The following is an 18773-nucleotide window of genomic DNA, read 5'->3' as shown; positions in this document are numbered from 1 at the left end:
AGGGTTAACTGTCTCTGGTTGTACGGACCCAATGGATCTCACGGGTATTAAATAGTGATTTTAGCGCCACCTTTATTTTCCAAAGTGCATACACCGGGATATACAAAAGTGACTTGTAAAGATTTTTGTCAGCTTTCACCAACACCAGCCCTAACAACAGGTGCATCATTCCTGCAGCCAGTATGGCGAGCCAAATCCAAAACAGGTAAAGCTTTTCAGGCATCAAAAAGCCGTAAAACAAATTGATCATCACCATAAGTACCACCACCATCATGGTGTTTACAAATGGGGGAATAACAAGGTCGATGCTCACATCCAGGTGCTTGAATGATCTTCTCTTCAGGGCTTCAACCAGAAAAAGGCCGGCATACGCTTTTGATATTTCTTTACGTCCCATTTCCCATCTTTGGCGCTGTGATTCTGCATTTGTTGATTGCAAAGGCATTTGAGCCCACACGCAGGCTTCTTGTGCAAATTGAATGTTTTCTCCTTTCAGGATCAGGATCAGGCCATATTCAAGATCCTCGGTGAGCGCCCAGGATTGCCACGGAACTTTCCTCAAAACATCGGTTGAAAAGCACATCCCGTTTCCTCGAAGCCCCATATTTAAACCAAGATATTTCCGGCCCATAGGTTTTACATAGTTGTAAAGCAGAAAGCCGATCCGGGTCGATTCACTGCTCCAGTTTCCCGGCTGTGGCAATACCAAATCGCTGCTTTGTATGACCCGATGCCCCCGGTTCAGATAGTGATTCATCACTTCCAGGTAATTACCGGATACAAGGCTATCAGAATCAATAACCACAAATGCATCAAATGGATCTTCGTTTTTCATGATCGTGTCGAAGCCCCACCTTAAGGCATAGCCCTTACCTTTCATTTGCAGGTTATGCCTTTCCAATACATTAGCACCAAGTTCTCTGGCTATATCAGCCGTGGCATCCGTACAATTATCTGCAATCACAAAAATCTGGTAGTGCGACTGAGGATATACGATCCCATTGAGGCTGTAGATCGTTTTGGCGATCATTTTTTCTTCATTGTGAGCCGGTATCACAATAGCGAAGCGATTTTTTTTGGTCTTATCAAAATGGGTTACTTCCCTTACTTTGAAGGCAAAAAGACCTAATAAAGTCTGGTATAAGATCAGCGTACCGATCACCAAAACAAGGAAGATCTGGATAATATCAAGGGCTAAGAGTATCATGCCGGTTAGTTATAAAAGTGTTTTTAGGTGATTCCAGGGATAAATATCCGCTTACGAATGCAAAGATCGCGGTATAATTAACGGCCGGTTCATTTACGAGATAGTTTTTAAAGGCATCCTGGTAATTTTTCGCCGGGTAAGGAGAAATCTCTCTATCATCAAGAAGTAAATGGTTATTCGGGCCGCCAACCATCATTCCGGGCACGGGAAGTTTCACCCCATCCAATTCTGAAAACTGGTGATAAGGATGCGCCACCGATCTTTTTCCAACCCCCGTTACCTGCGACCTATTCACCGGATTTCTTCCCAATACGAAATGAAGTTGATCCATCGCAGCACGGTAGTATTCCTCCCGGCCAGTCAGCTCATACCCTTGAATAAGTGCAAAGGCATAAGACAGCCCCACGCTATTCGAGCCCCAGTAATATTCAGTATGTCGGTTCAGATTTTTGTAGTGGTTTTTATAGTGCACTCCAAGAATCTCGTCGGCATGTCTGACCAGTTGCTTTCGGGCACTTTCTTTTTGCCGTTCATAGTTACCGTTGGTATCCGTTTTAGCCAGTATCGACAACACTAAAACCTCTGCGTTTCTCCAGCTCAACGGGTTGATCCGGCTTCCTGAAAGCTTCCAATAATTATCTATGTTATATTTTAAAAACTGCTCATTACCCGTGGTACGATAGAGTTCTAAAGCCGCCCACATTCGTTCTTCGTCATCTTGAGTATCTCCATATTCCCCGCCCCGAACATCCGGCGGATTTTTGAAACCACCAAGAGGAACATTAAGCGGATGGTTTTCCAGGTATCCCCACGCTTTCAAGGAAGATTGAATCAGTAGTTTAGCAAAAACAGGATCATATGCTTCATACATGCGGGCTGCCAAAGCTGTTGTTGCTGCAAATGAGGCAGTGGCGGCACTGCTGACCTCAAAGATATATCTCGTAGATGGATCCGCAGCGGGTAAAAATTCACCGATCCATTTTTTCTGGGAAACTTTGTGATAAACCCCACCTCCGGAATCCTGCATTTTGAGCAGCCATTCTAACGCCCATCTTGTCTCATCAAGAATATCCGGAATGCCATTTTCTGCTTCGGGAATAGAAAGCTGTCCGTCTTGAAAGACGGTCGGATCCGATTCATACAAATACAACAATAAGGCTGTACTGTAGGAGGTGTTCACTGAAAACTTATTGTAATCGCCCGCATCATGCCAGCCACCGGTAACATCCATCTTTTTTTCTTCCCGGTTGTAAAAAGGAGCATCCTCAATATGACAGCGTTCATGCTTCCAGGGGCTTCCATTATCTACCGCTGATCCACATCGGTGGTAATAATAGCTTTGAATGGCCGTCAGCGAAGCTTTTAAATAGGGATTTTCACCGATCATAAAAATCTCCGACTCATAATACTTTGGGCTTGTGATACGAATGAAATAAGACCCGGCTTCTTTGAATTCTGAAAAATCAAGTAAGGTGATGTAATCGCCGGAAGCCAAATCCGACTCTTGCCTTCTATCAGCCATCTTCATGAACACCACTTTATGATCCTCTGCCCGCACCAATTCAAAATGATTGGTTAGCCCGTTTACGAGAAACGCCTGTTTTTCGCCCTCTAAAGGATAACCAACCTGGTTGATGGCAATGAATTCTGCTTTCTCATATTGTGTGCAGGAGATCATGCTTATCAAAAGAGGAAAAAATACTGCTATACGGACACCTGCTGACATGATATGCTCCTTTTTCAGGCTGAGTTTGATACTTGTTGAACCACATAGTCTTCTTCTGCGAGCGAAAGGGGGATTACCGATTCCACTTCCGAACGGATATCATCCACAAATTGCTCCATGTTGTGATATTGCTCAATAAACCTGCGGCCTGCTTTTCCGGCAGTCTCACATTTTTGAGGATCGTTCCAGAGTTCAACAATCTTATGGCGAAGGGCCTCAGGATCTCCTTGTGGCACAAAGAAACCCGTCACGCCGTCTTCAATGATCCCTATCTGTCCTTCCGTTTGGGAACATATCACCGGCTTGCCCATCGCCATTGATTCTAATATCGTCGTTAACCCATTATCTGAGTCGCTTTTCATCAATGGCACAACCACAAAACGGCTTTGAGCATACATCTCCCGCAATTCAACCGGGCTTTTTCTGCCTACGGTAATATGCTTCGGTATATCCGTAATGCTGTACAGTTTTTTCACGGTATCAAATAATTCTCCCCTGGAGGCGGTGACTGCAATATGGCAGGGGATATCGAGCGGACGAAGTGCTTCTATTAAGGTGGGGTAATCTCTCGCCTCCATACCCGCAGCACTGATCATAATGCTTTTACGTTCCATGGGCTTCCAGAAATTCTGATCGGTGCCCCGGCGAACCAGTTTTATTTTAGCCGGATGAACGCCCAACTTTTCGATAGCTAAGTTGCGTTGCGAGATCGACCAAATCAGAAATTTTGATACAGAGTCTTTGACTCTCTTCATGAACCATATCTTCCGTTTTGACTGCCGTTCATCCACCGAAGTTATTCGTGAGATCACAAATACATGAGGGGTTTTCATGTGCAAAATCTTCATGATGTAAGCCAGCGGAAAAGCCACTTTCTCCGATTGAGACAGGATCACATCGTAGTGATGCTGTATGATCAGTGCTTCAATGATCTGTCTGAAATGAACCGGAATCTTTTTATATAACCGTTTGCGAAAAGCAGGCACCTTATCCTCCAGAAATCGCTCGTCCAGCACATCTGCATTGATCTCCTTTTCCAGCAGTGTAACCCGCGGTATCTTGTTTTCCTGTTCCATTCGGATGATCTCTTCTTCAGAAGCTTTTCCGATTCCTTTGGATATGATATAAAGTGTTTTCAATTGACCAATACCTCTGGTTTCTGTTGAAGGCCATCCTTGACGAGCTTACCGTTCTTTCTCGAGTTATCAAGAGACGGTTTTTTACGGTCGCGTGTAAGCGTAGTGTCTTTGATCTTAGCATACGACCACTCCACATATTCAAATGGTGTGAGTACCCTTAGCAGGAAAGTGAGACTTCCTATTTCGTCTCCAATGGCTATGCGACGAATGTCGAAGTTATTTTCTCCAAACCAGGCCGGACCCGTGTACACCCCGCAGGCAAATCTAAAACCGGCTTCTAAAGCGGCCATTTGAACCCGTTCATCTACCCTGCCATAGGGATAAGCAAAACTGTAGATCGGTTTACCCAGGATCTGTTCGATCTGAAATTTCGACCACATAATCTCGTGTCCGAGGTCTTCGTCATTAATAGAAATAAGATCCAGGTGATTCATAGAATGTGCCCCGATCTCAAATCCAAACGACTCTGCCATTCGTATCTGATCGTCATTCATCAGCAGGCAGTCATTTTCAATTTCAGGATCATCCCAGTTAGCCCGGCGCATCGAACGGTTGCCCATCACAAAAATGACCCCGCGCATATTATATTTGAGCATAATTGGGATAGCATTCTCAAAGGTGTCGTGATAACCATCATCAAAAGTGATGATGATCGGTTTTTTGGGCAAACTCAGATCACCCAGTTGATAAAGCAAATAATCAGTAAAAGTGATGGTAGTGTAGCCAAACCGGTCAAGCCATTTCATGTGATTCTCAAATTCCGTAGCCGTCACATAATGCCACTTTACCTCTTCCTCCGGTTTTTCCCATAAAACCCGGTGATACATCAATACTTTGATGTTTTTATTCACCTCTCCGTTTTTATTGTTTTGTATTAATTCGGCATTTATCATGATTCTCTCTTCTTTTTTGATCAATTGGCAACAAGTGTGCCAATCCGATAAAACTCTTTAAAGTCTCTTAAAAGAGCTTGTTTAATTGATTCTTTGCATACTCCCAACCCATCGTGTACCATATGTTCACAGCCTGTATTTTCAGATGTGTAATTATTCCACAAGTTAGATCAGTCGCCTTTCAGTCTTCTTCGAATACTCTCTGTACGGAATGAAATATAGCCGGGTAATGCCCCCATCCAGCCTCTGTTTTGATATTGAACCTTCAGCAAGTTTTTCTCTTTTCCAACAGTGGTGTATATGGCAGAAACCACCCGGAGTAATTTATTGGAGAGTCGCTTTACAAGGCTTTTATGGGCTTCGGATGTGATCGAAATTTCCCAGTTTTTGAAATTCAGATCCGTAAAGTCATACTTGTAGCTTTCTTCACCCCTGAGCAGTTCTATGCGGTTTATATTTTGAGCGATCGCATCCTGAACCACTTCCAAAAGAAGTCCAAATCCCGGCCGATATTTGGCCGATGGACTTTCAGGATCAAACCCACTTATATAATCATAAAAACGGCCGTTAAAGCGAATCAACATCCGTGATGCAGACACACCGGCTACATCCTGCGCTTCTTTAAACCATAACCATTTTTTTTCGGCGCTTTTCTTTATCAGGTCTTCAAAAAATTGTTCAAACCGCTTATCGTGAAATACCCCCGGGAAACCCAGCTCATTCCATCGGGCCTGATGCAATTCGATCAGCCGTTGCGTAGCCCGCATCAAACCATCCGGAGTCAGTACTTCCGTTACCAGGAATTCGGGTTCTTTATCCATTGCACGCATAGTTTGCCGCAGCCGGCGTCGCGCGTTGGATTTCACTCCCTTTATGAAATCATCCAGATTGGAAATACCGGCAAGATCTACATACGGGCAGGTATCGCTATGATTTAATGTAACCTGCCAGCTTTTGCTTTCCATTTTCGGGAACAGTACCTGCTTAATGAAGCTGTCTTCTCTGACCTGATGAAAAGTGATCTCATCTACATTCTCGGTAAGAACAGAAAGTATATCCATCAGCAGAACACCCAGCGGTTCCCTGAATTCAGGGTCTGTGATGATATCCAGGAAATCACTGATGCCATAGTCGTTGGTAAAGCCCCATTGTTCATTTTTACTGCCGCCACTGCCAATAATTTGAAGCCTGCGGTGAATCACCTGCCCTGCGATCCCGGAATAACCTACATAAAATGGGGCCAGCCCTACCAGTTTTTTCTTATTTCGCATGGTGATGATATATAGCTGACGGTTGGGGTTTTCCCCAAAATGATGCCACCAATTCTCTACCCATTCCAAAGTCATGCACAGCGGGGCATCTGCTTTGATAACTAGTTCATTCCACTCACTGGCAAGTGATTGAAATGCTGTTTCATCGGTGTAGACATCTACATTCAGAGCCATCATCTCCTTTGTCTCGGGTGGGCCTGCAAGGCGCGGTTTTGCATTTATGTTTGTAGAAAGCGGGTATTCGATTGTCAATTCCATTGCTATGTCATTATTAGGTTATGTTTCAGTTTGGCTCCTTTGACAGTTTTAGAAATCCTTTAATGTGCTCCACCGATATGAATTCCCTGAGTAAACTGACTTCAACATTTGAAAAGGTTTTGAAGAGAAATAAAGCACCGAGGTAAACGACCCCACCAACCAGCATGGAGATCATCCAATACAAATTCAAAAGTCCTGCACCCAGTATAGAAATCCCCATCACTCCTGTAGCCAATGCCGGTTTGAACAGAAACGATGGCTTAAAGCCTTGCAAGTATCCTTTTGGCAACAGGATAAAAGCCGAACCCATCATAAATACTTCTGTGAAAAGTGTTGCTGCAGCAGCCCCAACGCCACCATTTCCATATGCTGATTGGGTGTAGGGAATCAGTACATAATTCAGCCCGATATTCACAAAAATGGCAATGAATCCCACGGTAGCCCATTCTTTTTGACGATCGGCGGCGCTCAGTAACGCACTTCCCAGAATGATATCGAGATAAATGATCGGGATGCTGGCAGAGAAAATTTGAAGTATCAAAACAGATGGTCCAAACTCATCGAGCCCCATAAAGAACTGGATAATATCTTCCGCGAACCAGAACACCACCAGCGCAACCGGAAGTCCAAGAATGATCATCAGCCGTAAACTTTGGCTGATGGTATGCTGGAGCTTGCCTTCAGTATTGTTCCATAATCTTGAGAATACCGGGAAGATGGCCGTTTTGTAGATGAGGGGCAAAATCATCACAATATCAAAAAAGCGAAAAGCGCCGCCATACCAGCCGGTTACCGTTTCGCTGGTAAAGGAAGCGATCATAACTGCATCAATACGATAATAGATCACGGAAAAAAGAGAGAACAAAAAGTAGGGCAATCCGGTGTATAAGAGTCCGAATATCTTGAAATCAAACGCATATTTAATGGGCACGATCTTATGCGAGAAATACAGTAATACAATGAGGTGCAATAAAGCGCCTGTTGCCATGATGACGGCAATTGCGATTGAATCGGCTCCAAGAAAAAGCGCTATGATCGAAAAAATAGCAACGGCCATTCGTTCAACAATACTTCCCAAAGAGGGATATTCCATCCGTTCAATGCCCTGAAAGTATGCTCCAATGGCGGAGTAAGCTCCTTCCCATAACTTCCCAATTGCAAGGATCAGGATCAGGAAATGAACATGCTGCGAATACCCAAGGAGGTTCGAAAACAGGATGATCATTCCAATGGCCAGGATCCAAAGCAAGATTCTTAAAATGATATAACTGCTAAGGATGGAGGAGCCTACTTTTTGGGAACGGGCCACTTCTTTTGGAATGAGATAATTGCCTCCAAAATCGATGAGTAACCCTAACATCATTTTTATAGAGAGGGCCAGGTATAACCGGCCGTAGTCTTCGCTTCCCAGAAAACGAGGCAGAAAGTAGAGCAGAATGAAACTGGATACCCAATTCACCGCTTGCGCACTGAACATTACCGACATATTCCGGGCTACGGATCTGCCTATACTTTTATCGGTGGAATCATTGGTCTTCATCACCGGCTTCCTCCTCATTTTTCTTGTGATCTTTGCCCTCTTTATCCCATATATATTCGATGGATGGGACCAAAGCCATCAAACAGCCCAGGTACAACATGTTTCTGTAATAGGTAAGCTGAAGGTCGAAGAAGGAAACTACCATCTGATTGATCACCGCCAGTGATATCATCAGCAGTAGAGCCTTGAAATAGGGATCATCTACCCTCATGAACAGCCGTACACTCTTGGCAACAAAGGCATTGAAGAAAAACCAAAAGGCAAGAAATCCAACCGTTCCCGTTTTTACAATGATCCAGAATATTTGGTTGTGCGGAATATAATCTTTGAGCGAAAACCGTATTTGGGCAAGCGGTATCGGCTGCTCGTATCGTTTACCGAATCCTACCCCCCAAACCGGGTTTTTAGCTACGGTATAAGCAAGGTTATAATTCTCAAATTCCCGATATAGATTTGAATAATAGTCTCGGGCGTTGGTTTCCAGGCTGGGTTTCTCAAAACCGGATTTCAGGGTTTGAACCGGCCCGGCAAGTGTTGAATTGCTGTTCCAAAATGCGGCCCCATAAACTAAAAGTACCACCACCGTGGGAATGAAGAATTTCAGAAACTGCATCCGTTTTACAGCCGGCAACAACAATATGAGCAGGGCCACAGATACAATCATAGAAGCATAGGCCGCGCGACGCTGAGCCACGTAGAATCCCAGCATCATAAAAAGCATTGAGATCAGGATGAACCTTCTCTGGCCATTCCTAACCCCGAACACCATAAACCCGATCAATAGCAAAAGGATGGTGACGATGAAAACTGCATCCTCGTGATTGGTGAGCACATCAAGCCCGCCGGTAGTAAAGCCCAACTCAATAAAGCGCTTGATGCCTTGCAGCGATTTAAATACCGTTCCGGTTATGAAGATCCAAACCAACGTTACTACCTGCTGCTTTGAAGAGATAATGTGCGGCACGGTCACGAAAATAATGCTCAGGTAAAACAAGGCACGGATCTCCCAAAGGGAAACCATAAAATCACCACCGCCTTTAAGACCCCGAAGCACTGAAAAAATAATGGCTCCCAAAAAACCCAGGAAAGGCAGAAAAACCGGAATGGGCTTCATAATTACATTCACCCGTAAGATGAGCTGCAACAACGTTGAAAGTACGATCGCAATGAGATGTATTTCGGCAGGACTTACCATCCCGGCTTCAAAAAACGGGATGTAGCTGATCTCTTTCAGATTGCTGAAATAGCTCAGTTCCTCGGTCATTGTTACGAAACCCGGAACGGGATACTGATCGAGAAACATTACTGCGGCCATCAACAGATACAGGCTCAGATCCAGGCGGAGAAAGCTGAGTATCACAACCCCGGTCATATAAAGAATAAAGGCAACCAAAGGCACATTACCCAGCGACCAATAGTTGCTCAGAAACAACAGCGCCGTAAATAAGATAACCAACCAAAAAACCAGGGCATTTTCACGATCCAGCCCAAGCGGTTTCAAAAAAATCTTTTGAAAGATCGAATCTTCATATGATAGCAATGATCTTGTCCCCATAACCCACATCCTCTATCCGGGTACTTTCATATTTGTCATTAAAAAAGCAACTGCAGCTACCATCAGTGCGGAGAGCAGAAGCACACTAAGCGTCGGAAATTCCCCTTCAGGAGCTGTTTTAGCTCTTAGAATCACTAACGCATGAAATCCTATGATTACCAGAAGTATGAGCATAGTCGGGTTCCCTTATTTTTTAACCTTATTGAATACATAGCCCATGAACCGATGCTCATCCAGGTGTTTGAATATCTTATTGAACTCGGTTTTTTTCGTTCGCGTAGTATCGATCACGCTGATGAGCCCATCTACTTCATTGATGAAATGAACCGGAAATTCGTTGATTGGCAGAATTGAGGTCATGTCTATCACAATGAATTCGAATTCCTCTTTCAGAGTTTGAAGTATATTCCGAAGTACCAGCGTATGCTCAATACCGGGATTAATTTCTTTTGTGTGGCCGGCCGTCATCAGGTAAAGATTGGGCTCCGGAGTAGGCCGGACTTTGATCAGTTTTTGATCCATAGCATCCGCCAGTCCGGGGCCTAAAGGAGCATCAAAAACATGGTGTAACTGAGGGTTTTGAAAATTGAAATCAATAAGCAGTGTTTTCTGCTGATACCCCCGTGCCAGAGAGATCGCCATATTCACGGCCACCATGGTTTTGCCATCATGGCGATTTGCACTTGTAATCCCAATGGTCGTTTTCTTTAATGAAAAGGCATTGGATAATCTCAGAAAATTAAAATTGCTGTAATGTCGGGCTGATACATACTCTGAGATCGGCGATTCCGATTTTTCTTTTGTGATGGTAACCGGCAACAGTGCTTCTTTGCCTACCGTCAGCCTTTCTTCTCTCTTCTGGTCTTCATCAAACCGTTCAGGGATAAATAGTTTACTCTCTTTCATTCGATGTGGACGTTCCATAATTAAGTTATCCATGAGTCAGGTAAGCAATGATCGGTTTCTGTATAGGCAGGTCCTCTTCATTTCTGATGGTGGTATCCATAACCTCAGCAACGCCACTAAGCGAAATAGCTACAAAAAGTCCCAGCAAGAATCCTATCCCCACAACCAATCTCTTATTGGGTTTGGCCGGACGTTCCGGAATGTAAGGTGCATCAAGTACGATGAATTGCTCGGCCGCGCGATCTCCAATATCACGGGTCATTTTGGCCTGCTCAAGCTTCACTTTTATATCGGCAAGTAACCCTTCATATATACTGAAATCGGATTGTTGGGTGTTTGCCCGCTGTGTTGCAATAAAGGAGCGTTGCATCTCATCAATAAGATCCATTCGCTGCCGGACAAGCGCTTCTTTCTGTTTTTTAAATCCTGCTACAATACGCTCCTGAGCGGGCAGAATTCTCTCGGTTGTTTGTTTTATCTGCCCGGCAAGTGCCCTTAACCGCGGGTAGCTTTCGGTAAATTGTTGAGCAAGCTGATCGTGTTCATTCAGCAATGCCGATAATTCTTCACCAAAAGGCAGCGTTGAAAACGGCAACTTATAAAGAACCTGAATTTCATTGGGTTTACTTCCATTATCTACGAAGGAACGGATGGCATTCAGGGTTTGCTCTTCCTCATAGAGCTGCCAATCCACGGTTTCGATATTGGCTTCCATGCTTTGCAACTGAAGTTGCAGGGCTTCGGTTTCGACAGGCACTTCCCGAACTCTTGTAGACTGGTCGCTTTCTGAAATTTGCCGTTGTTGGTCAACGATCTGCTCCATCTCTCTCAGTTTATCCGAAAAGAAATCAACGGTTTCATTATTACGGCGATTTTCAAGACGGAGCCTGGTTTTGATAAAATGGCCGGCTAACAACGACACTCCGTCCCGTGCCCGCACCGGATCGGTATCCAAAAAGGTGATCTGAAACGAATCGGAAGCTTTGAAACTGGTTCCAATCTTTTTCTTAAGATCCTCGATCAGCTTCTGCTTCTCCATTTCCGTTTTGATGTTTTCATCCAGCCCAAGACTGTCAATAAGCATCTCCATCGTAGAGCGGCTGTATATGATCTCATTAAAAGATTCCAGCCGGTTTTCTGATACCGTGTTCACGGCGATCTCATACAACACCAATGGATTAAGTGTCTCATCTTTTTGAACCAAAATAGACGTTGACGACATATACTCAGGTGAGATCATGTAAACAGCCGCTATGCTCATTCCCACGAATAAAATGGGCACGATGACCAGCAGTTTAATACGTCGTTTTGCGGCTTGTTTTACTTCATAAACCACATCTTTAATATTATACACAGCAACTCCGGATTAATTATTTGGGGTTGTATTGTTAGTGAGAAATGCTTTTGCAATTGCTGTGCCAAAGTATATCTGTGATCAGCCCAAAACCCCTAAAAACCGCTTTAAACACCCTTCAGGCTATTTTTTGGGAGGATAGTCCCTCCCTGAATCTTCTACTCCTTCGCCTACTGATACAAAATTACACAGCTAACCTATCGAATTCTGTAACGTTTATTCTCACTTTCATCTGTTCGGTTTTTTTTCGGGAAGTCACATTTCACTTAAACCTATTAATTACTGTGGTTTATAAATCACAATGAAAGCCCAAAACATGGATTGGCACACTTATTGTATTTCACGGGTAAACTTATTCAATCCATTCACTAATCCATTTCATCGTGAACAAAATCTTAAGAATTACGGCTTTTTTTGGGGTGATGATCTTCACCTTATTTATCATTGAGGGGTGTTCCAGTTCCAGACGGGCAATGGAGGAGTCTGCCGCGCTACCTGAAGACGTGAATCAACGCACATTCGAAGATACCTATCGCATACGAACGGGAGATGAGATCGAAATACTGGTTTGGGAGCAGCCTAATTTTAATACGCTTACCACCGTTTCAGGCCTTGGCTTTATCGCCATTCCACTTGTAGGTGAAATACAGGTAACCGGCATGACCAAAGAGGAACTTCACCGTGAATTAGAACGGCGGCTTTCAGAATTCATAAAGGGAGATATTGAGCTTACTATTTCCATCCGCAATACAGATGGATTGATGGTCTCCATTTTTGGAATGGTAACAAGGCCCGATAATTATCCGGTGGTTGATAAAACATCCATTTTTCGAGTGCTTTCCACTGCCGGAGGTCCTACCCCTGATGCAAACCTCCGCCGTGTAAAGGTCTATCGCCCAAAAAACCGTAAACCGGCTGAAACACTGGATCTTACAGAGTACCTGGAAAACGGTGAGCTGGACTCAGAAGAAGTAATGATCTATCCCGGAGACATCATATATGTAGATCAACGCGAAAACGTGGTTCGCGAAATGTCTGAGTTTTTGCGTGATGTAGTCATCTTGTTTGGAATCTTTAGAGTCTTCAACTGATGAAAGCAACCGGATTATATATCGCCATTTGGATATCAGCCTTGTTACTGGGTCTCTTATGCTCCGCATCCATTCAAGCGCAAACCACCCCATTTCCTTTTGAGGGATTGGTGGGATATCCCCGAACCTACAAACTGGATGCCCGATCTGTTTCATTAGCCGAAGCAAACTTTGCTGATCCGGCTTCATTTGCTTCCTTTACCGTTAATCCTGCCATACTGGGCTTCACGCACAGCTCCAGAAGTATATACATGAGCGGATTCCAGAATTGGCAAAATAACTTAAACCAGTTCGATCTTAGCTTACCTTCAGTAACCCTCGGCAGACATTCCGGGTTGCTTCGTTTTGGATATTTCTATCCCGGTTTGGGAGACATCAATCCACTGGGAAGCAGTGATCAGCCCGAACCTGATCTTGCTCTTTATCAGATCGAATTTACCTATGCCTTTTTCGTCCGATCAAATTTCAGCGTTGGTATCGCTCAAACGCTTTCATACGGAAATAACGATGATGCGCAGTTTACAACCTACATGGTAAATGCCGGGCTTATTTACGATCCGGATGGAGCAATAAGTTATGCCATGGTATTAAACGGTATTGGCCGGGGATTGAAGTATGAATTCATTGAAGATGGAACCACCATTCTCGGAAGTCGAAGCATTCCGGTCAGTTTACAAATCGGAGCCTCTTTCCGTTTTCCCGTTGATGATGACGAACCGTACCTGACGTTATCTTTTGCCAACGAAAAACGATTTGGGGAAAGCGGTTTATGGTACAAAGGCGGTTTAGAGATAAAACCCGCTTCATTCCTGTCCTTAAGAAGCGGACTGATGTTCCAGCCTGAAGATCTCACGTATGTGCCCAGATATGGCATAGGCTTTGAGACTTCATTCCTGGAATTTGACTACGCACTCTCTCCCAATGAATTTCAGGATGAGAGATATCACACAATAGGAATCACTATTCATTTTTAGATCATGCTACCACTGCTACAATATCACTCTAATCACCCTTCTTCCCGGCTGCAAGATGAGGTTTATGCCAGTCCTCTCATGAAGGACATATATGCAAAAGCACAAGCACTTGCCCAGCTTGACAATCCCGTTATTATTGTCGGTGAGATCGGTACCGGAAAAAAACATATGAGCCGATACATCCACCGGCACAGTAACAGAAAAAATGAGCCTTTCCACTGTTTCTACTGTGTAGATATCAACGAAGACTCCTATAAAGAAGCATTCTGGGAGCATGTGGAGATCCAGGGCTCACATATTGTACTCACCTATGATGCGATCGAAAAAGCCGCGGGCGGCATACTTTACCTTGATCAGTTTTCTGAGATCGAAGAGCGGTTCATGCTGGATATCATAGAATCTTACCAACAAGGTTGCCGGCAGATCTACAGGTTCAATATGAGTCAGGCTCCGCGTTTATTCATATCCATCAACAGGGAATCGTACCGAAAAATGATCGGCCATTCTACCTGGAAGGCTTTACTGGATATGCTGAATCCGTTGGTGATCATGATTCCCCCGCTTCGCGAACGGCGGGAAGATATCCCGGGACTGATCTCACTGTTTATGCAAAAGATCAGGTACAACAGAGAACAATGGTTCAACCTTAGTATATCTCACCAAGCTATGGAAGCATGCCTTCATTTCAATTGGCCTGGAAATGTAAGACAGCTCAAAAACGCCTTGTTGCAGGGAGCAATTTTGTCGAACGGTAAGCAAATAGAAGTGCAACACCTTCCATTTTCACTCAACTGGCGACTTCCATATCGCCTTGGCAAAGAATAAATAAATAGAGGTTACTCATGATCATTCCTGTTATTACCGCATTCCTGCTTCCCGTACTGCTTTCACTGGCTATCACTCCTTGGGTTATTCATTTTGCAAAAGTGATCGGTGCCACAGACAAACCCGATGCGCGTAAGGTTCATACCGTAATTACTCCACGGCTTGGCGGCTTGGCTGTATTTCTATCTGTTGCGATATCATTGCCTGTAATGATTTTTCTGGCTCCGTTGCATATGGCGGAACTGATTGAGCATCTGAGGCTTACCATTGTGCTCTCCGGATCACTGTTCCTCATTTTTCTGCTTGGTTTTTGGGATGATCTTCATCCTCTTAAACCGGGCATAAAATTTGGCATCCAGTTCCTGGTTGCAGCTGTGATCTACTTCGCAGGCTTCAAGATCTCCAACATTACAAATCCATTGGGCGGTGAGATGCTGAATGTCGAGATCATTGATTTTCCACTCACTCTTTTATGGATCGTCGGTATTACCAATGCGTTTAATCTCATTGACGGGCTCGACGGACTGGCCTCCGGAATAGCAACCATTGCCTGTGTTTCAATTTATACCGTTTCGGCAGTTACCGGTGAATGGGCAACAGCTATGCTGGCACTGATGATGGCCGGGGCTTTAGTCGGTTTTTTAAGATATAATTTCAATCCTGCTCACATCTTTCTTGGAGACTCAGGAAGCCTTTTTATCGGCTTCAGCCTCGCCCTGATGTCGATACACAGTACAACAAAGATCACCACCGGCTTTGCATTGGTGTTTCCTCTATTGGTATTGGTTCTCCCAATTACCGATACGCTGGTATCGATGGTTCGACGACTTTTAGGCAGTATCCTCAACGAGCAAACGAATAAGAAAAGAGCGTCTCTGATTCAAAAGTTACATGAAATGTTTATGCCCGACCGGTCTCATATTCACCATCAGCTGCTTTCACTGGGACTTTCTCACCGAAATACCGTACTGCTTCTGTATGGGATCTCCGCCTTTTTTGCGGCAGGTGCTTTTGCCGTTACGTTGATCGACAGTTTTCAGGAATCGCTGGTAATCGCTCTCATTTTTGGCATCGTTCTGATTTATGGCATCAAAAAACTGAAATACCATGAAATATCTATTTTCAACAATGGATTGATCATGCCGATATACGAACGGTGGGTGCTTAAAAAATCCATGTATTTACGGTTATTTGACCTGGCATTTATCATGGTTTCTTACCTGGTGAGCTATTGGCTTTTGCAACGGGTTGAGCCTGTCATTGAACAACCTTTATTTGAAAAAGGACAAACGTTCGTCATCATGATCTCGGTGCAACTGTCCGTGTTTTGGCTTGCCGGCCTTTACAAAGAAAATATTCGCCTGATCGGCATTGGAAGTATCATACGGGTAGTTTCAACCATTGCCTATGCCGTATTTGCAACTTCTCTGCTGCTGTATTATCAGACCAAACTTCCCCTGCTGCACACGCTACTATTCTTCTTCTTTGATTTCTATTTCCTGCTCACCCTAACCCTTGGATTCCGGGTCGCTTACCAGGTTTTGAATTTCTGGTTTAACCGTGAGAAAAAAGGGCGTAAAAACATACTCATCTACGGAGCAAATGAGACCGGTGCTTTGATGTTAAATCACCTTAACCACTCAGCAGACAGTGAATTCAAGGTCTTAGGTTTTTTGGATGACGACTCAACACTCGAAAATAAACACTTTGATGGGTATCCCGTTTGGGGCGCTCACTGGAAATTGCCCAAGATCGTGAAACGGTACCCGGTACATTCCATTTTTTTGTGTGAAGATGAAATCAAAGCAGAAAACCTGCGCCGGCTTAGCAAAATTGCTGAAGATCATAACATTGGAGTCAAAAGGCTCAACATCAGCCTGGAAGAGGTAAGCTCCAAAAACATCCCAAGGATTCTTTCAGCGTCATCAAAACCTATGATCTCCTATAGCTGAACATGAAATTCAAATCTACATATTTCCTCATAATTCTGATCCCATTTCTGGGATTTTCTTCCTGCGAATTATTCCGGAACGACCCCGGCATTCCGGTCAATGACGATATTTGGGTAAATGCGTATCTCGCCTCATGGCAGCACGACCCGGAGACCCGCCCCAGCACCGGCACCAAGATCAAAACGAGCGAGATCAATTGGGATGCCATGACCCACATGACCTACTTTTCTCTTAGCATTGCCGAAAGTGGAATGCCTTCACAAGACCTGGATTCCCTTGGCAATTTCAACTCTGAACGGCTGTATTCGATTGTACCAGCAGCACATGCCCACGACAAAACTATAATTTTCAGTGTAGGCGGCGGCGGTAACTATGCAGGATTCAGCGGAGCGATAGAAAGCCAGAACCGGACAGTCTTTATCCAAACCATTCATCATATTTTAAAAGAGTACGGGTTTGATGGAGTCAACTTAAGTATGCCTCCGTTTATAGCTCCGGCCGGTAGCAGCTCCTCTCAGGCCGAAGCAGAATATCTTAATTACAGAGCCAACTTCAGTGCATTTGTGGTTCAGCTTTATAATTCTTTTGAAGACTTCCGGACAAACCGCAACCGCAAGCCTTTGATCACCATTGCGGCCCTAAAAAATGCGGAACTGATCTCTCTCTATGCCGAGCTTCAGCCTTATTTTGATCAAATAAACATTCTCAGCTACGATATGGCTCAGCCTTGGAGGGGCTGGCAAGCCTGGCATAATTCTGCTTTATATAACAAAAATGAATTCTTCGACGATAATCCCAACCTGAAATTCCCTTCTATCAACAGAAAAGTAGATGAGTTTATAGAAGAAGGCATTGACCGGAAAAAGATCGGTATCACCATCAACTTTTACGGCGCAGACTGGGAAGGAGTGAATCTCTTTGGAAAATGGCCCGGCTGGCCTACGCAGGATATGTCGATATACAGCAATGCCACTTATCCTGAATTATCAGAAGCCTACAACCTGGCCGAATATGAATGGGATAAAAATGCCAAAGTGCCGTTCCTGAATCTTGAGAATCCGTCCCGGTTTGTAAGTTTTGAGAACGATGCTTCCATCCGTGAAAAAATTCTGTACGCCAAAGAAAAGCGCATTGGTGGGGTCATGATCTGGGAGCTCGGAGGTGGGTTTTTTCCCGAAAAAACCGGAGCGCTGAAGGAGCCGCTTCTTCAATCTGTCAAAAAGTATGCGTTCACTCCTCACGAACTCATCAAGCAATCTCCGGGAGAATAACATGAACCACAATTTTAAAGCTATGGAACATTCAAGCATAAACAGGATCACGCGGGCTAAACGAGCACTTGGCTTCATGCACAAGGGAAACTTGGGTATTTTTTTCCGGGAGATCAGAAAAAGGTGGAATTCGACTTCCCTTACCATTGGCTTACAACGTGATCTCCATGATCCAATCATCCCACCAGAGGCCAAAATTCCACTTAACATCAGAAAACTGCATGCAGCTGACGTGGAGCATTTGATGGGCTATGGGCAGTTAAAGAAAACTGATGTACAACTCTACCATCATCAACTCGATACCCTCGATGCTTTTTTTGCAAACTGCTTTGTAGCCGAGAACATCCATGGTGAAGCTTGCTTTATGCAATTCTTGATCGGTCCCCAACAAAACGAGAAGATCCAAAAACACTTTAAAGGTGTATTCCCGCGATTGGGAACTGAGGAGGGCTTATTAACAGGAGCTTATCTGAATCCTCTGTACCGTGATTTGGGGATCATGCCTGTGGCAATAGCCCGCATCGCAGAAAAGGCCAAATACTTTGGTGCCCAATGGGTATTAACCTTTGTCGATAAAGAGAATATTGATTCCCTGAAAAGTTACCACCGGGCAGGATTCACTCCCTATATCATGCGGTATGACCGATGGTTCCTTTTCAGAATGACAACCTATTTTGAGCCGCTGGATGATGATATCGTAGCAGAGTATGACGAAATAATGGGCATTCCCTCCGACGAAGAAGCTAAATATTCAAACTCCATTCGAAAAGCCGCTTTAGTGAATGGCTCTATATAAACCTCAACTTCATCT

At 44.2% G+C, this 18773-nt stretch carries 16 protein-coding genes; 6 read left to right on the top strand and 10 right to left on the bottom strand.

Going from position 1 to position 18773, the window contains the following annotated elements; genetic code table 11:
- Nucleotides 1-4: 4 nt before the first annotated feature.
- From B151_RS0113425 to B151_RS0113380, 10 genes are all read right to left on the bottom strand, one after another.
- Nucleotides 5-1207 carry a glycosyltransferase family 2 protein gene (locus B151_RS0113425; protein WP_020404166.1) on the bottom strand — a complete coding sequence of 401 codons (1203 nt, stop codon included), beginning with the start codon at nucleotides 1205-1207 and terminating at the stop codon, nucleotides 5-7.
- The gene (locus B151_RS0113420) at nucleotides 1188-2933 is read right to left on the bottom strand and encodes a glycoside hydrolase family 9 protein (protein ID WP_020404165.1); all 1746 of its coding nucleotides are present in this window, start codon (nucleotides 2931-2933) and stop codon (nucleotides 1188-1190) included. Before B151_RS0113420 ends, B151_RS0113425 begins: the two co-directional genes overlap by 20 nt.
- A 14-nt stretch (nucleotides 2934-2947) precedes the next feature.
- Nucleotides 2948-4072, bottom strand: a complete 1125-nt coding sequence (locus tag B151_RS0113415; protein WP_020404164.1) for a glycosyltransferase family 4 protein — start codon at nucleotides 4070-4072, stop codon at nucleotides 2948-2950.
- Nucleotides 4069-4965: a polysaccharide deacetylase family protein gene (locus B151_RS0113410; RefSeq protein WP_020404163.1), complete on the bottom strand. Its 897-nt coding sequence runs from the start codon at nucleotides 4963-4965 to the stop codon at nucleotides 4069-4071. The genes B151_RS0113415 and B151_RS0113410 overlap by 4 nt, the downstream gene beginning before the upstream one ends.
- Before the next feature lie 170 nt (nucleotides 4966-5135).
- Nucleotides 5136-6494 carry a GNAT family N-acetyltransferase gene (locus tag B151_RS0113405; RefSeq protein WP_020404162.1) on the bottom strand — a complete coding sequence of 453 codons (1359 nt, stop codon included), beginning with the start codon at nucleotides 6492-6494 and terminating at the stop codon, nucleotides 5136-5138.
- A gap of 25 nt (nucleotides 6495-6519) precedes the next feature.
- Nucleotides 6520-8052, bottom strand: a complete 1533-nt coding sequence (locus B151_RS0113400; protein WP_083909915.1) for an oligosaccharide flippase family protein — start codon at nucleotides 8050-8052, stop codon at nucleotides 6520-6522.
- Nucleotides 8021-9535 carry an O-antigen ligase family protein gene (locus B151_RS0113395; RefSeq protein WP_169332218.1) on the bottom strand — a complete coding sequence of 505 codons (1515 nt, stop codon included), beginning with the start codon at nucleotides 9533-9535 and terminating at the stop codon, nucleotides 8021-8023. The genes B151_RS0113400 and B151_RS0113395 overlap by 32 nt, the downstream gene beginning before the upstream one ends.
- A 66-nt stretch (nucleotides 9536-9601) precedes the next feature.
- Nucleotides 9602-9763: a hypothetical protein gene (locus tag B151_RS20115; protein WP_020404159.1), complete on the bottom strand. Its 162-nt coding sequence runs from the start codon at nucleotides 9761-9763 to the stop codon at nucleotides 9602-9604.
- Between the two features lie 12 nt (nucleotides 9764-9775).
- Complete coding sequence (locus tag B151_RS0113385; RefSeq protein ID WP_211207856.1) at nucleotides 9776-10495, bottom strand: CpsD/CapB family tyrosine-protein kinase; 720 nt, start codon at nucleotides 10493-10495, stop codon at nucleotides 9776-9778.
- 25 nt (nucleotides 10496-10520) lie between these two features.
- Nucleotides 10521-11849 (bottom strand): GumC family protein, encoded by a 1329-nt coding sequence (locus tag B151_RS0113380; RefSeq protein ID WP_020404157.1) that lies wholly within the window; start codon nucleotides 11847-11849, stop codon nucleotides 10521-10523.
- A gap of 383 nt (nucleotides 11850-12232) precedes the next feature.
- Here B151_RS0113380 and B151_RS0113375 point away from each other — a divergent pair, with 383 nt between their 5' ends.
- Genes B151_RS0113375 through B151_RS0113350 form a run of 6 tightly spaced genes read left to right on the top strand, consistent with a single transcriptional unit; the run spans nucleotide 12233 to nucleotide 18758 of the window.
- Nucleotides 12233-12940 carry a polysaccharide biosynthesis/export family protein gene (locus B151_RS0113375; protein WP_020404156.1) on the top strand — a complete coding sequence of 236 codons (708 nt, stop codon included), beginning with the start codon at nucleotides 12233-12235 and terminating at the stop codon, nucleotides 12938-12940.
- Entirely contained in the window at nucleotides 12940-13914 is a 975-nt protein-coding gene (locus tag B151_RS0113370; protein WP_020404155.1) for a PorV/PorQ family protein, read from the top strand. Before B151_RS0113375 ends, B151_RS0113370 begins: the two co-directional genes overlap by 1 nt.
- 3 nt (nucleotides 13915-13917) lie before the next feature.
- The gene (locus B151_RS0113365; protein ID WP_020404154.1) at nucleotides 13918-14739 is read left to right on the top strand and encodes an AAA-type ATPase lid domain-containing protein; all 822 of its coding nucleotides are present in this window, start codon (nucleotides 13918-13920) and stop codon (nucleotides 14737-14739) included.
- A 17-nt stretch (nucleotides 14740-14756) separates the two neighbouring features.
- Nucleotides 14757-16691 (top strand): undecaprenyl-phosphate alpha-N-acetylglucosaminyl 1-phosphate transferase, encoded by a 1935-nt coding sequence (locus tag B151_RS19675; RefSeq protein ID WP_020404153.1) that lies wholly within the window; start codon nucleotides 14757-14759, stop codon nucleotides 16689-16691.
- Nucleotides 16692-16693: 2 nt separating this feature from the next.
- Nucleotides 16694-17962: a glycoside hydrolase family 18 protein gene (locus tag B151_RS0113355; protein ID WP_020404152.1), complete on the top strand. Its 1269-nt coding sequence runs from the start codon at nucleotides 16694-16696 to the stop codon at nucleotides 17960-17962.
- Between the two features lie 22 nt (nucleotides 17963-17984).
- Complete coding sequence (locus tag B151_RS0113350) at nucleotides 17985-18758, top strand: hypothetical protein (RefSeq protein WP_157471013.1); 774 nt, start codon at nucleotides 17985-17987, stop codon at nucleotides 18756-18758.
- The last annotated feature ends 15 nt before the right edge of the window (nucleotides 18759-18773 follow it).

Origin of the sequence: Gracilimonas tropica DSM 19535 (assembly GCF_000375425.1) — a bacterium.
Classification (GTDB): Bacteria; Bacteroidota; Rhodothermia; order Balneolales; family Balneolaceae; genus Gracilimonas; species Gracilimonas tropica.
This window is presented reverse-complemented; position numbering and strand designations above follow the sequence as displayed.

What these genes read in the sequence shown, in the direction of transcription:
- B151_RS0113425 (WP_020404166.1), bottom strand. Translation starts at nt 1,207, where the DNA reads ATGATACTCTTAGCCCTTGATATTATCCAGATCTTCCTTGTTTTGGTG.
- B151_RS0113420 (WP_020404165.1), bottom strand. Translation starts at nt 2,933, where the DNA reads ATGTCAGCAGGTGTCCGTATAGCAGTATTTTTTCCTCTTTTGATAAGC.
- B151_RS0113410 (WP_020404163.1), bottom strand. Translation starts at nt 4,965, where the DNA reads ATGATAAATGCCGAATTAATACAAAACAATAAAAACGGAGAGGTGAAT.
- B151_RS0113405 (WP_020404162.1), bottom strand. Translation starts at nt 6,494, where the DNA reads ATGGAATTGACAATCGAATACCCGCTTTCTACAAACATAAATGCAAAA.
- B151_RS0113400 (WP_083909915.1), bottom strand. Translation starts at nt 8,052, where the DNA reads ATGAGGAGGAAGCCGGTGATGAAGACCAATGATTCCACCGATAAAAGT.
- B151_RS20115 (WP_020404159.1), bottom strand. Translation starts at nt 9,763, where the DNA reads ATGCTCATACTTCTGGTAATCATAGGATTTCATGCGTTAGTGATTCTA.
- B151_RS0113385 (WP_211207856.1), bottom strand. Translation starts at nt 10,495, where the DNA reads ATGAAAGAGAGTAAACTATTTATCCCTGAACGGTTTGATGAAGACCAG.
- B151_RS0113370 (WP_020404155.1), top strand. Translation starts at nt 12,940, where the DNA reads ATGAAAGCAACCGGATTATATATCGCCATTTGGATATCAGCCTTGTTA.
- B151_RS0113365 (WP_020404154.1), top strand. Translation starts at nt 13,918, where the DNA reads ATGCTACCACTGCTACAATATCACTCTAATCACCCTTCTTCCCGGCTG.
- B151_RS19675 (WP_020404153.1), top strand. Translation starts at nt 14,757, where the DNA reads ATGATCATTCCTGTTATTACCGCATTCCTGCTTCCCGTACTGCTTTCA.
- B151_RS0113355 (WP_020404152.1), top strand. Translation starts at nt 16,694, where the DNA reads ATGAAATTCAAATCTACATATTTCCTCATAATTCTGATCCCATTTCTG.
- B151_RS0113350 (WP_157471013.1), top strand. Translation starts at nt 17,985, where the DNA reads ATGGAACATTCAAGCATAAACAGGATCACGCGGGCTAAACGAGCACTT.